The sequence below is a fragment of the Streptomyces sp. NPDC023573 genome, assembly GCF_055559735.1.
The window spans coordinates 415,509-427,781 of record NZ_JBVHKB010000007.1 but is presented as its reverse complement, the minus strand read 5'-3'; the positions used below and the strand labels follow the sequence as shown (position 1 = coordinate 427,781).

Here is a 12,273-nt window from a genome sequence, read left to right as displayed (position 1 = left end):
AGGTCCGGAAGAAGACGAAGGAACGGATCCAGCAGATGACTGGCTGCTGTTTCTGGTCATGCGTGGTCCGCCCTGCATGGCTCCCGGCGGGGGCGGCTTACGCTGTCACCGCCGGTACACCATCAGTGACGTGTGACCAGCGTGACTCAGGGGGTTGGGCTCCGCAACTCGCGGTGTCCTTACCGGACCGTAGAGTCAGACACGCCGTCCCGCGGCACTGCGCAGTGCCTCCAGGAATCTGCGGACCGGCGCGGCCCCGCCGGGCCTGCGGTTGCGCTGCCCCATGGTCAGCCGGTAGCGCACGCCGTCGATCCGGGCGACCGCCGAGTCGGCGGCCAGGAACCACGGCTTCCCGGCGCTCACCGCGGTGACCGGGGCGCTGGCGATCTCCCGACCGTTGCTCGTCAGCAGCGCGATCCGGCCGTCCTCGACGATCACCTGCCCCGCCCTGGTCAGTGACCGCGCCCACCGGCGGATCCTGACGTCGCTCGCCCTGAACTCCGCAGCGCCGAACTCCCGCGCGCCGAAATCCGCAGGGCTGAATTCTGTCTCGGCCATGGCGACTTCGCCCCCCCTTGTACCGGCTTCTGCAATTCTGCCCGTGGAGAGTGCCCCTACGCCAGGCCTCACCGCGGTCGATTCCGGCCGTGGCCCGCACCGGCCACGCGCCCGGGGCGCGCCGGTGGGACGCCCGGGCCAAGGGAGGCCTATGGGTCGCCAAAGTAAACATTTGCGCAGGTGGGAGGAATATCGTGGGTCCTACGGAGAACCGTCGTCACCCGAAGGAGACCGCTGATGGACACCGGTGAGCACACACCTGGCGGTGGCGTCATGGAGACCGTCGACGTCGACCGGAGCGACCCGGACTACCGGGCCTGGCTCAAGGAGGCGGTGCGCAAGGTCCAGGCGGACGCCAACCGCTCGGCGGACACCCATCTCCTGCGCTTCCCGCTGCCGGAGCACTGGGGCATCGACCTCTACCTCAAGGACGAGTCGACGCACCCGACCGGCAGCCTCAAGCACCGGCTGGCCCGCTCCCTCTTCCTCTACGGCCTCTGCAACGGCTGGATCCGCCGCGGCAAACCGGTCATCGAGGCGTCCAGCGGCTCGACGGCCGTCTCGGAGGCGTACTTCGCGAAGCTGATCGGCGTGCCCTTCGTCGCGGTGATGCCCAGGACCACCAGCCCCGAGAAGTGCCGCCTGATCGAATTCCACGGCGGGCAGTGCCACTTCGTCGACGACTCCCGCAGGCTGTACGAGGAGTCGGCGGCCCTCGCGGCCGAGACCGGCGGTCACTACATGGACCAGTTCACCTACGCCGAGCGCGCCACCGACTGGCGGGGCAACAACAACATCGCCGAGTCCATCTACCAGCAGCTGAGGCTGGAGCGGTACCCCGAACCCGCCTGGATCGTCGCCACCGCCGGCACCGGCGGAACCTCCGCGACCATCGGGCGCTACGTCCGCTACATGCAGCACGACACACGCATCTGCGTGCCGGACCCGGAGAACAGCTGCTTCTTCGACGGATGGACCCGGCACGACCAGCTGGCGACCAGCGACTGCGGCTCACGCATCGAAGGCATCGGCAGACCCCGGATGGAACCGAGCTTCGTGCCCGGGGCCATCGACCGCATGATGAAGGTCCCCGACGCGGCCAGCGTCGCCGCCGTCCGGGTGCTGGAGCGCGCCATCGGCCGCAAGGCGGGCGGCTCGACCGGCACCGGGCTGTGGAGCGCCTTCAAGCTGGTGGCCGAGATGGTGGAGAGGGGAAGCACCGGGAGCGTCGTCACGCTCTTCTGCGACCCGGGCGACCGCTATCTCGACAAGTACTACTCGGACGAGTGGCTGAGCGGGCAGGGGCTCGACATCCGGCCGTACACGGAGACGATCGACCACTTCCTGGCCACCGGCACCTGGCCCGCCTGAGCGGGGCGGCCGCTCCCCCCGGACCTGGAAGCCGTTCCACCGCGACGAGGGCGGGGCGTCGCCCAGGCGCCCGCGTGGCGCGGCAGATCGGCGCAGACCGCTCCAGCGGCATCGCACTCCTCGCCGCCCTTCGGGCGAAGGCAGCCGAGCCACCGCACCCCTCGGCCGGGAGGCGCGGTCGGGCCTCAGTCGTCGAGCAGGGTGCCGAGCACCCGGCCGAAGACCCGCTGTCCCGCGCCGGCCAGCAGCGGATCCGTCCAGCGCGGCAGCAGCCTCACACGCAGCTCCTCGACCCAGATCACATGCGAGCCCGATCCGGTCGGGCACACATCGATCGACGCCTGGCCGCGCACCACGGAACCGCGCTTCTCCAGCCGGCACAGCCCCGCCCGCCCGGCGGCCGGCGGGGTCCACCGCACCACTTCCATCGGATCGTCGAAACCCAGCGGCCCCACACCGGTACGGGCCACGAAGACCGTCCCGGGCCGGGTGGGAAAGCCCGCGTGCACGGTGACCGAGGTGAACGGAATGGTTTCGCCGTGCCGCTCCCAGTCGGTCACCCGTCGCCACGCCTCGGCGGCGGGGAGGGGAGTGAAGCGCTCAATGCGGAATACGGCCACAGTCCGATCCTAGGACGTCCGCCGCCCGCCGGCCCGGGAACGGAAGGCGTGGGCCGCACCCGTCGCAGGACTACTCGTCCGCCGGCCCGCCAGCCACCACCAGGCCCGGAAGGTGCTCCTCGATCTCCTGCCTGATGAGGTCCGGCAGACCCGCGTCCGTCACGAAGGCATCGACCTCGTCGAGCGCCGCGAACGAACTCAGGCCCACCGTGCCCCACTTGGTGTGGTCGGCGACCACGACGACGCGCCTGGCCGCCCGCACGAAGCGGCGGTTCGTCTCGGCCTCCGCAAGATTGGGCGTGGAGAGACCCGCCTCGACCGAGATCCCGTGCACACCGAGGAACAGGACATCGAAGTGGAGCGAGCCGATCGCGCGGTCCGCGACCGGCCCGACGAGCGAGTCCGAAGGCGTACGCACCCCGCCGGTCAGCACCACCGTGGCCGCACCGGCCCGCCCGCCACCCGACGCCGTCGGCCGCTGCGCGCCGTGGAACACATCGGCGACCCGCACCGAGTTCGTCACCACGGTCAGGCCCGGCACATCCAGGAGATGCCTGGCCAGCGCGAACGTGGTCGTACCGCCGGAGAGCGCGATCGCGCTGCCGGGCAACGCCATCCCGGCCGCCGTGCGCGCGATGTCCTCCTTCGCGCTGAGCTCCAGTGTCGACTTCGCCTCGAAACCGGGCTCGTGCGTGCTCGCCTCGACGACCGGCACGGCTCCGCCGTGGACCTTCTCGATGACGCCCTGGCGCGCCAGCGCGTCCAGATCCCGGCGGATGGTCATGTCGGAGACGCTCAGCTTGCGGGTAAGCTCGTTGACCCTGACCCCGCCGCGCTTGCGCACATCGTCCAGAATGAGCGCACGCCGCTGCTCCGCGAGCAGATTCTGATTCTCGCTCAACGCCGGGCCCCGGTCCTTCGCTCTGTCCGCACGGTCCGGCAGCGGTCCTGCGGGACCCGCTCATCCTCCCACGCACGCGTACGAGCCGTCCCACTGGGGAGATTCGGTGAGAGCCGGTGCGTCGGACGGCTCCCGTCGGCGATGGTGATGACTGCGCACCAGCCAACTCGCCCCGCGCACACCAGCCCAGCTCGTCCCGGACGAACAGCCACCCACCGGCTGCGAGCCGGAAGGACCAGAGAGCGAGTCACCGACATTGCCCCCTGCCCCCAAGGCCGAGGCCGCGCAGAGCGCCGGCGTCGCACTGGAACTGCTCGTCCACGGTGTCGGCGGAACCACTCCGCAGGAGATGCTCGGCGACCCGCGCACGACCAGGATCACCGGTGACGCCACGGCCGCCATTCACCGGCGCACCGAGGACGTCGGAGCCGAACACCACCCCGAGCGCCACCGGGACGGTCCCATCGCGGAGGCCTACTGCTGGTCGAACCTCACCTCGGGCAACGGCTCCCGCGCGCTGTGGCTGCTGCTTCTCCCCTTCATGGTGGTCAACCTCGCCCACTGGATGCGGCCCGCCGCCCAGGGCCGTAGGCGGACGGTCCGGCTCTACGGGGTGCTGGTACGGCTCCTCGCGCTCAGCCTGACCGTGCTCCTGACCGCCGCGGTCTGCGAGGTCGCCCTCGACCTGGTGGCCTGGCAGTGCGCGGGGACGCCCGAGTGCTCCGTGCAGCGCTCCTGGCTGGGCTTCCTCTCCACGCGGCAGGACGGCTGGTTCGCCCAGCCAGGACGCCGCCTCGCCGTCGCGGCGCTCGTGCCCGCCGCCCTGGTGGGACTCCTCTGGTACCTGTCCAACCGCACCTGGAGCGCCTACGAGTCACAGCGCCCCCTGACCTGGGACGAACCGGACAGCGCGGAGACGGACGAGGAGGGGGACACGGACGCGGCCGCGGGCGCCGGAGCCCCCGCCGTCCGCCCGGCCATGGGCAGGCCCGGCTTCTGGTACGGACGCAGGCTGGTGGCCCGGCTGCGCGCGGCTCACACCGCTGCCGGCCTCCTCACGGTCGCGGCGGCGGTGGGCAGCACGGCGGCGCGGCACGACCGGGCCGCCGACAGCCCCGTACCCCCGGTCGCCGGCGTCCTGTTCGAGGCCGTCCTGGTCCTGTGCGCAGCCGTCGTCGTCGCGGTCGTCTGCCACCGGGGACGCAGCGAGCGACGCCTCGACAACCGGCTCGACCGGGCCGTCACCACCTTCCTGCCCGGAGCCGCCCTCGCCCTGCTGCTCGGCGCCGTCGTCTACGCCGGCTGGTCACGCCCCGGCTGGGTGTCCTCGGGCGCCCTCTCCGGGGAGACCGTCTTCCGCACGCTCGCCGTGGGCCAGGGGCTGCTCGTCTCCGTGCTCGCCGTGGTGGCCCTGGGCCTGTACCGGCGCGCTCCCGAGCCTCGCACCACCCTCCACGGTCTCGGCGGACCGGCGGTGGCCATGCTCGCCTGCGCGCTCGGCGGGGTGATGACCGGCGGGATCGCCCAGCGGGTGGCCGACTGGCTCGACGGCCCCGGGACGCCCGGCATGGGTGCGGGCGCGGACATAGAGGGGCCGCCCGTGCTCCTCAGCTGGCAGGCCTCCGTCATCCCGGTCCTGCTGCTGCTCCTGCTCCCACCCGTCGTCTGGCTGGCCGTCCGCACCGTGCGCCGTGCCCGCCGGCTGGGGCCCGCCGTCGAGGCGGAGTACGAGGAGAGGAACCCCGAGCCCGGGCGCACCCGGCAGATCGCCCGCATCCGGGCGACCGCCGCGCTCACCGATTCCGCGCCCGGGATCCTCGGACTGCTCTCCGCCGCCACCCTGCTGCTCGGTGCCGGTGCGGTCACCGGTTCCTGGCTCACCGGCGAGGTCCCCGGCCTCGCGACCGACGGCGCGGGCCCGCTCGTCGAGTCGGCCGCCGAGACCGCCCAGTCGACCGGCTCCTGGATGACCGGTTTCGGCGTGATACTCCTCGTCACCTGGGGACGCCGCGCCTACCGTGACGTCTCCGCCCGGCGCACCATCGGCATCCTCTGGGACGTGGGCACGTTCTGGCCGCGTGCCGCCCATCCTTTCGCGCCCCCCTGCTACGCGGAGCGGGCCGTCCCGGACCTCTCGTCCCGGATGTGCGCCTGGACGGGGAGCACCCGCGGCAGGCTCGTCATCTCCGGCCACTCCCAGGGCAGCGTGCTCGCCGCGGCAGCGGTGTGGCAGCTCCCCGACTCCGCCCGGCACCGGGTCGCGCTGCTCACCTACGGATCCCCGATCGAGCGGCTGTACGGGCGCTGGTTCCCGGCCTACTTCGGCCGCGTCCCCCTCGAAGGGCTGCACCGGTCCGTCCACTGCTGGCGCAACCTCTGGCGTTCGACGGACCCGATCGGCGGCCCCGTCAGGATCGACGAGGGGCCGGACCACGAAGTGGACCGGGGCCCGCTGAAGGACCCGCTGGTCTACGGCCGCACACCCGAACACCCGCTGCCGGAGCCCGTCCTGGGGCACTCGGACTACCAGGCCGACCCGGTCTTCGCCGTCGAGCGTGCCGCGCTCCTGGAACGGCTCGAGCCCGTCGTGCCCCAGCAGGCGGGTGCGGACAGCCGGGGCAGCACCGCTCAGGGAAGTGCCGGAAGGTCCTCGGGATAGAGCATGGTCAGCTCCTCGGTGGTCGGTTCGGGAAGCTGGGCGACCCGGCCCGCGTGCCGCTCCACCATCGACTCGAAGGTCTGACGGGCCGTCCGGCCGTTACCGAAGGCGGGACCCTTGGGAAGCGCCGTGAAGTACTTGAGCAGCGCTTCCCCCGTCCCCTCCGCCAGGCTGTACTCGTGCTCGTCGCTCTGCTGCTCGACGATCCGCAGCAGCTCCTCGGGCTCGTAGTCACTGAAGGTGATGGTCCGCGAGAACCTGGACGCCACACCGGGGTTGACGGTGAGGAAGCGCTCCATCTCGTGCGTGTACCCGGCCACGATCACCACCACGGCGTCGCGGTGGTCCTCCATCAGCTTCACCAGCGTGTCGATGGCCTCCCGGCCGAAGTCGCGGCCCGAGTCCTCGGGCGAGAGCGCGTACGCCTCGTCGACGAACAGGACTCCACCGCGTGCCCGGTCGAACGCCTCCTGGGTGCGGATCGCGGTGGACCCGATGTGCTCGCCGACCAGATCGACGCGGGACACCTCCACGAGATGGCCGTGCTCCAGGACACCGAGCGAGGCCAGGATCTCCCCGTACAGCCGGGCCACCGTCGTCTTGCCCGTGCCGGGGGAGCCGGTGAAGACCAGGTGCCGGCGCACCGACGCCGCCTTCAGACCGGCCAGCCGGCGGCGCCGGCCCACCTCGATCATGTCGGTCAGCGCCCGCACCTCACGCTTGACGCTGTCGAGCCCCACCAGCGCGTCGAGCTCGCCCAGCACGGCGCCCGGGGCGCGCACCGGCTCGGCGGGCGCCGCGGGTACGGCAGGGGGCTCGGCCGGCCGCTGCCCGGGCATCGTGCCCAGGAGCCCGGGCGTGGTCTGCGTCGCCGTCAGGACCGGCGGGGGCGGGGGAGTGGCGCCGCGCAGCCCGCTCTCGTCGCTGGTGCAGTCCCGCGCCACCGGGCCGCCGGTACTGCCGTCACCGCCGGAGCCGTCGGCGAACTCGTATCCGCCGCGCGCGCACCGCTCGGTCCGGCACCGGGTCAGGGTCGAGCGGCAGCCGTCCATCACATGGAAGCCGTAACCGTCGCTCCCCGTGACCCGGCAGCTGTCGAAGGTGCCGCGGCCCTCCGCGGAGACATAGAAACCGGCCTCCGCGGGCGAGGTGACGGTGCACCTCTCGATGGTCGGGTCGGCGCCCTTGGTCACGATGACCCCGGTCTGCGCCGCGTCGATCGTGCAGTTGTTCAGCGTGCCGCCGCTGCCGTGGTCCCGGAACCACGCTCCGGTGGAGGCCTCGCGGATCCGGCAGTCGTCGAGCTGGGCGGTGGCGCCGTCGCTCACCGAGACCGCCGTGTTGCGGATCTGGGTCAGATCACTGTCCACGACATCCGCGCGTGATCCCCGGTCGAGGACGAAGAGGGCGTCGGGCACGTCATGCACACGGCACGAGTCGAGTATCACCGTGGCTCCGTCGCTCACCCACACCGCCGGATAGTCACCCGTGCTGTCGTGGATCTCGCACTGGTTGGCGTCCACGCGGGTGCCCGGGTCCCAGACCGACAGACCGTTGCGGCCGAATCTGCGGACGGTGGACCGGGTCAGGGTGAGGACCGAACGGGAGCGCAGGTCGACCGCGTTCTCCGGGATGTCGTGGATGTCGCAGTCCGCGAGGGTGAGGACCGCGTCGGTGTCCAGGGTGACCCCGTCGGCGGACGTGCGGTGCACACTGCAGTCCGTGAGGTGCGCGGTGCCCCGGGAGGAGACCTGCACCCCACTGCCCTTGATCTCGTACACCTCGCAGCCGACCGCCTCCAGGCCGCTGCCCTCCCCGGTCACGCTCAGCCCCGCGCCCGACGAGTGGTGCACGCGGCAGCGCTCGAGCCGGGGGTGGGCGCCGTCGCGGACCGAGACGCCGGACTGGCCCGCCGAGACGATCTCGCACTCCTCGAACACGCCCCCGGCGCCGTCGAGTACGGCGATGCCCACCCCGGCCGGGTTGTCGACCGTGCAGCGGCGCACGGTCGGCCTGGCGGCGCCCCGCACCTCCATGCCCGCGGCCGACCTGGTCACGATGCGCAGGTCCGACAGCTCGGGGGCACCCTCCTCGACGAGCAGCGCGGGGGCGGCCGAGTCCTGGCCCTCCACATGCAGGTCCTGGACGACGGCGGAGGCGCGGACGGTCAGGGGGACACCGTCGACCGGCGCGATCCGTACCGAACCCGCGGATCCCTCGGCGCCGCGCAGCGTCACCGCGCGGTGGACGACGAGATTCTCCCGGTAGGTGCCGGGGGCGATGGTGAGGACGTCACCGTCAGCTGCGGCCTCCAGGGCTGCGGTGAGGGATGCGTATTCGCCCGTGCGGCGCCGCCATCGCGATGTGCCGGTGTGCGTCACCTGGACCGTGCCCTGTGCCATGGTGCTGCTGTGCCCCCACCTCGTGCCGTGTGCGCTGCCTCGTGTGTGTCCCCAGGGACGCCGGTCGGCCGGCAGCCCTCTGGCCCGCCTTGCCGAGGAGTCGGGCGGGCCGGTCCACCGTAGCGCGCGTGACGGGCGCGAGTTGACGGGTCGGCCGCCGAGGCCCATCGGTCAGCCGGATACGCGGGGAACCCGCACCACCTGGGTCAGCTGCCCGTACCCGTTCTGCCCCAGTCGGGGCCGACTTCGGCCCACGCGCGGTCGAGCCGGGTGTACCGCCGTTGCACCATGCGCCATACGACGAGCCTGCGGGCGATTTCGGTCAGACCGACCGCGATCAGCGTCGCACCCAGGCCTGCGAGCACCGAGTGGGTGCGGGCGGTGGACATGTCCATGGGACGCATCGCGGGACGGCCCCGGTCGTCCGTCCAGATCTCGATCCGGGTGCCGGGCGCGGTCTCCGTGGACCCCGTCGACACGGTGCCCGTGCGTGCCGTACCGTCCGGGGCGAGCCAGTCGGCCACCACCGACGTACGCATGGATCCCTCGGCGACGGCCGCCTCGGGGTCCTGGGCGAAGCGGGAAGCGCCCGGGGCCGCGCGGACCACGACGGCCGCGGTCGGATGGCGTTGCTCGTGCTGGGTCCGCACCGTCCGCCGGAGCGCGTCGTCCGTGAGTGCGCCGGCCTTCCAGCCGATGGCCGGTGCCGCCAGCAGCATCAGGAGCAGCGCGGACAGCGCCACCCATGCCTCGTGCCGGTCGGTGGCCCGGCACACCGGATTGTGCCGCCACCGCCGGATTCCCAGTACCGCTCGCACAGTCATGCACCCCCTTCCCTGTCCGTGATAACCCGGGAGGGCGGCGATTACGTCCTCCGAAGGCGAAGAGAGAGCAACCTCACGCCGGCAACGGCCCCCGTGCCCCGCCGAGTTCCGATCCACCCCGGCTTCCGGTGCGCCCGGTGGTCAGCCGGGGATCCGCACCGGGTCCCCGGGACGGATCACACCGGTGCCCTCCGGGACCATGAGCCGGCCGAAGAGCAGGTGCCTCCCGTCCATGCGGTGCCGGGCGAGCGTGCGCAACGGCTCCTTGCCCCGCTCACCGGTCCGCTGGTCGGTGGTCGTGATGACGCACCGTCCGCACGGCTTGGCGACACGGAACGCGACCTCCCCGATCGTGATCCGCTTCCAGTCGTCCTCGGCCCAGGGCGCGGTGCCGTCCACGACCACGTTCGGCCGGAAGCGGTTCATCGGCAACGGCCCCTCGTCCGGATGGTCCCCCTGGGCCACCAGCGAGTTGAGCGCGTCCAGCGAGGCACGCGTGGTGAGGAGCAACGGCAACGCGTCGGCGAGCGACACCGTCTCGCCCGGCCGGCCGAACTCCGGATCGAGGGGTCTGCGGTGCGACGGCGCGTCGAGATGGACGAGCCGGACCTCCGCACCGAGACGTGCCCCGAACCACGCGTGGGCGGCGTCAGCGGCCACCACCGTCGTGACCTCGCTCCGGTGGAGCTCCGCGACGACCGTGCGGGCCGGATCGGGCACCTCCACCGTCAGGGACGGGCTCCCGGGCGCCGACAGCACGAGTCCGCCGCCCGGCACGGGCTCGGCGGACAGCCGCGCCATGCGCGGCTGCTGACGCTGTGTGACGACCCTTTTCGCACTGTCGATCAGCATCCAGCGGCGGTCGCCGGCGAGTCCCCATGGCTCGACGACGGCCTCGTCGGCGGCGTGGGCAGCCAGCGACTTGACCGGGTGGACGTGTACGGCACTGAGCACAGGCGAGAGCATGCGTTCATCCTGCCAGCCGTCACAGACAACGGCAGGCGCCGTCCGTCAGTAGCCCCGGCTCTGGTACGGGCGGTTGTACGGATCCTCGTACGGCGACTGCGCGGGGGCGGGCACGGGGCGGGCCGCCGCGGGACGCATCGCCTCGTAGCCCGTGCCGGGCCGCTGCTGCTGTTGCTGCTGGTAGCCACGGGGCGACGACGGCTGCTGCGGGATGTACGGGGCCGGAGCGCTCTGCAGCTGCGCGGGCTGCATCATCGGCGCCTGCTGCATCCCGGCGTTCTGGTACTGCGGCTGCGCCGCCTGCTGAGGGTAGCCGTAGGACCCGGTCGGCTGCGACGGGGCCGCGGGCAACGCGGGAAGCGCCGACGGCAGAGCCGGCAGGTAGCTGTTCCCGGTGTCGTAGGCGGCGGGCACCCGGATCGGCGCGATCTGAGGGGTCCCCCGCTCGGCCACGAGGGAGTCGTAGATCGGGGTGTCGGGGAACGACGGCGCGGCGTAGTAGCCGCTGCCGTAGGTGGAGCGGGGGGAGGTCATGACACATAAGTTAAGCCCACGATGTGCCGGTTGGGGAGCCCCAATCTTGGGGTTATCCGTTTTACGCTGCTTTTGTCGGCTCCACCTGCTCGGGTGACGTCAAAGCCTCCGTAAACAACAGGAGGCTTTTCTGCCGGACGGCTCTTGAACTGACGAGAAGTGGTGGTGGGATCACAAAGGGCGACGTCCGGTTGCGCTCATGAGAACGCACGGCTCCGACCGCGAGGTCCTGGACCGCGCGCCGGCAGACCCCGCTGCCTCGCCGGCCTGCCCTTCACTCCCGCCGAGACGGCGTGTTCGGTCGTCACCTACCGGCGTTCGTTGCCGCCCACGGGTGCGGCGCGACGTGCCTGTGACCGCGCCCGCCTCCGCCTCACCCCTGTCCCGACGGGGCAACGCGGCAGACGTGTGGTCGCTGCGGGCGTTCTCCCTGCGGTCAGGTGCCCGTCATGTTCGGTGCGGAGCCGCGCCCTTCGGCGGGACGGGAATCAGCTCCCGCGCGCGGTCGAGCAGGGCGGCCGGGTCCGGGTCCGCCTGCAGGGTCTTGAGCATGAGCAGCCACCACTGGTCCAGCCGCGTCCTCCAGTCCCGCACGCCCGGTACCTCGTCGGTCAGCGTGCAGAGCCCGAAGAACGAACACACGAGTGTCACGGCCGCGGTGGACGGTTCCACTCGGCCGGTTCGCCTCGCGTGCGTGCCTGGGACAGGAGCCGGGTGGCAGCCGGTGCCCAGGCGTCGAACGGGGTGGGGACGGAGGCATTGATGGTTCGGCGTTCCCCTCGGAGACGTGCGCCCGCGCGTGCCATCACGTCCTCGCCGAAGAATCGCGCGACGGCGGAGCTGAGGCCGACCAGCTGTTCCAGCGGTGGAATGCCTTGGGTCGCGTAGGGGTCGATGAGTTGCGGCCAGGCGGAGAACTGCTGGCGAACCACGGCCAGTGCCGGCTCCTCCTTGCTGGAGTAATGGAAACAGATTGCTCCACTGGTTCTTCCGGAGTGATCACTCATGCCATTTACGCTCGTTCCCGAATATCCACGTTCGACAAATAGATGTGCTGTCGATTCGAGCAGGACTCTGCGTGTTTCGCGAGCCCTGTCCTGTACTGCGTTTCTACCTTCGTTCAAGAGTTCTTGAAAATCTCCATTTGTGGGTCCAGGTCTCCGCTTCGAGGGGCCTGGCATGACGCGCGGAAGATTCTATTATTATCCGGTCCTGCTCGCCGGTGGCCCGTACTCAACCTTTTTCGCCCGCGATGAGGAATCGTTTCCCCGAGGGTGTGGGCCTTCGCTCGGCCGGCGCCGTTCCGCCCCTTGAAATCGCTGCTCACATGGCGCGTCGGTCGCTCTCTACGGTGTCGTCCCCGCGCTGTTTCGGGAGTGCGCTCGTGGTCGCCCGGGGTTTTTCCGTCACTCGAAATGGTGATTGCGGAGTGCGAAGT

At 71.6% G+C, this 12,273-nt stretch carries 11 protein-coding genes; 2 read left to right on the top strand and 9 right to left on the bottom strand.

Features of this window, described 5'->3' with window-relative positions; all coding sequences use genetic code 11:
* Positions 1–195: 195 nt before the first annotated feature.
* Positions 196–558, bottom strand: coding sequence for a hypothetical protein (locus tag ACZ32T_RS24250; RefSeq protein WP_467265470.1), 363 nt, complete (start codon positions 556–558; stop codon positions 196–198).
* Positions 559–795: 237 nt separating this feature from the next.
* On the opposite strand from ACZ32T_RS24250, the gene cds1 reads away from it, so the two are divergent.
* Positions 796–1,929 (top strand): L-cysteine desulfhydrase Cds1, encoded by a 1,134-nt coding sequence (gene cds1 / locus ACZ32T_RS24245; protein ID WP_467265472.1) that lies wholly within the window; start codon positions 796–798, stop codon positions 1,927–1,929.
* Positions 1,930–2,114: 185 nt separating this feature from the next.
* Here the strand turns inward: cds1 and ACZ32T_RS24240 are convergent, their stop codons facing one another.
* Together ACZ32T_RS24240 and ACZ32T_RS24235 are read right to left on the bottom strand one after the other, a co-directional pair.
* A complete protein-coding gene (locus ACZ32T_RS24240; RefSeq protein ID WP_467265474.1) occupies positions 2,115–2,549 on the bottom strand; it encodes an SRPBCC family protein in 435 nt (144 codons plus the stop codon).
* Positions 2,550–2,619: 70 nt separating this feature from the next.
* On the bottom strand, positions 2,620–3,450 hold the full coding sequence (locus ACZ32T_RS24235; protein ID WP_467265476.1) for a DeoR/GlpR family DNA-binding transcription regulator: 831 nt from the start codon (positions 3,448–3,450) through the stop codon (positions 2,620–2,622).
* A gap of 349 nt (positions 3,451–3,799) precedes the next feature.
* On the opposite strand from ACZ32T_RS24235, the gene ACZ32T_RS24230 reads away from it, so the two are divergent.
* The gene (locus ACZ32T_RS24230) at positions 3,800–6,109 is read left to right on the top strand and encodes a hypothetical protein (RefSeq protein WP_467369036.1); all 2,310 of its coding nucleotides are present in this window, start codon (positions 3,800–3,802) and stop codon (positions 6,107–6,109) included.
* Here ACZ32T_RS24230 and ACZ32T_RS24225 read toward each other — a convergent pair.
* The 6 genes from ACZ32T_RS24225 to ACZ32T_RS24200 form a co-directional block, all read right to left on the bottom strand.
* Positions 6,079–8,511 carry a right-handed parallel beta-helix repeat-containing protein gene (locus ACZ32T_RS24225; RefSeq protein WP_467368944.1) on the bottom strand — a complete coding sequence of 811 codons (2,433 nt, stop codon included), beginning with the start codon at positions 8,509–8,511 and terminating at the stop codon, positions 6,079–6,081. The two genes, ACZ32T_RS24230 and ACZ32T_RS24225, sit on opposite strands and share 31 nt — an antisense overlap.
* Before the next feature lie 206 nt (positions 8,512–8,717).
* Positions 8,718–9,335 carry an Rv1733c family protein gene (locus ACZ32T_RS24220; protein ID WP_467368942.1) on the bottom strand — a complete coding sequence of 206 codons (618 nt, stop codon included), beginning with the start codon at positions 9,333–9,335 and terminating at the stop codon, positions 8,718–8,720.
* A 141-nt stretch (positions 9,336–9,476) separates the two neighbouring features.
* Positions 9,477–10,301 (bottom strand): MOSC domain-containing protein, encoded by an 825-nt coding sequence (locus ACZ32T_RS24215; RefSeq protein WP_467265482.1) that lies wholly within the window; start codon positions 10,299–10,301, stop codon positions 9,477–9,479.
* A 45-nt stretch (positions 10,302–10,346) separates the two neighbouring features.
* A complete protein-coding gene (locus tag ACZ32T_RS24210) occupies positions 10,347–10,835 on the bottom strand; it encodes a DUF6643 family protein (protein WP_467265484.1) in 489 nt (162 codons plus the stop codon).
* A 447-nt stretch (positions 10,836–11,282) separates the two neighbouring features.
* Positions 11,283–11,486 carry a hypothetical protein gene (locus ACZ32T_RS24205; RefSeq protein WP_467368940.1) on the bottom strand — a complete coding sequence of 68 codons (204 nt, stop codon included), beginning with the start codon at positions 11,484–11,486 and terminating at the stop codon, positions 11,283–11,285.
* Complete coding sequence (locus tag ACZ32T_RS24200; protein ID WP_467368938.1) at positions 11,483–12,016, bottom strand: TetR family transcriptional regulator; 534 nt, start codon at positions 12,014–12,016, stop codon at positions 11,483–11,485. Before ACZ32T_RS24200 ends, ACZ32T_RS24205 begins: the two co-directional genes overlap by 4 nt.
* Positions 12,017–12,273 lie beyond the last annotated feature (257 nt).

Bases quoted from the DNA above. Each gene is read 5' to 3' on its own strand.
- cds1 (WP_467265472.1), top strand. From the start codon at position 796: ATGGACACCGGTGAGCACACACCTGGCGGTGGCGTCATGGAGACCGTC.
- ACZ32T_RS24215 (WP_467265482.1), bottom strand. From the start codon at position 10,301: ATGCTCTCGCCTGTGCTCAGTGCCGTACACGTCCACCCGGTCAAGTCG.
- ACZ32T_RS24220 (WP_467368942.1), bottom strand. From the start codon at position 9,335: ATGACTGTGCGAGCGGTACTGGGAATCCGGCGGTGGCGGCACAATCCG.
- ACZ32T_RS24250 (WP_467265470.1), bottom strand. From the start codon at position 558: ATGGCCGAGACAGAATTCAGCCCTGCGGATTTCGGCGCGCGGGAGTTC.
- ACZ32T_RS24225 (WP_467368944.1), bottom strand. From the start codon at position 8,511: ATGGCACAGGGCACGGTCCAGGTGACGCACACCGGCACATCGCGATGG.
- ACZ32T_RS24200 (WP_467368938.1), bottom strand. From the start codon at position 12,016: ATGCCAGGCCCCTCGAAGCGGAGACCTGGACCCACAAATGGAGATTTT.
- ACZ32T_RS24210 (WP_467265484.1), bottom strand. From the start codon at position 10,835: ATGACCTCCCCCCGCTCCACCTACGGCAGCGGCTACTACGCCGCGCCG.
- ACZ32T_RS24230 (WP_467369036.1), top strand. From the start codon at position 3,800: ATGCTCGGCGACCCGCGCACGACCAGGATCACCGGTGACGCCACGGCC.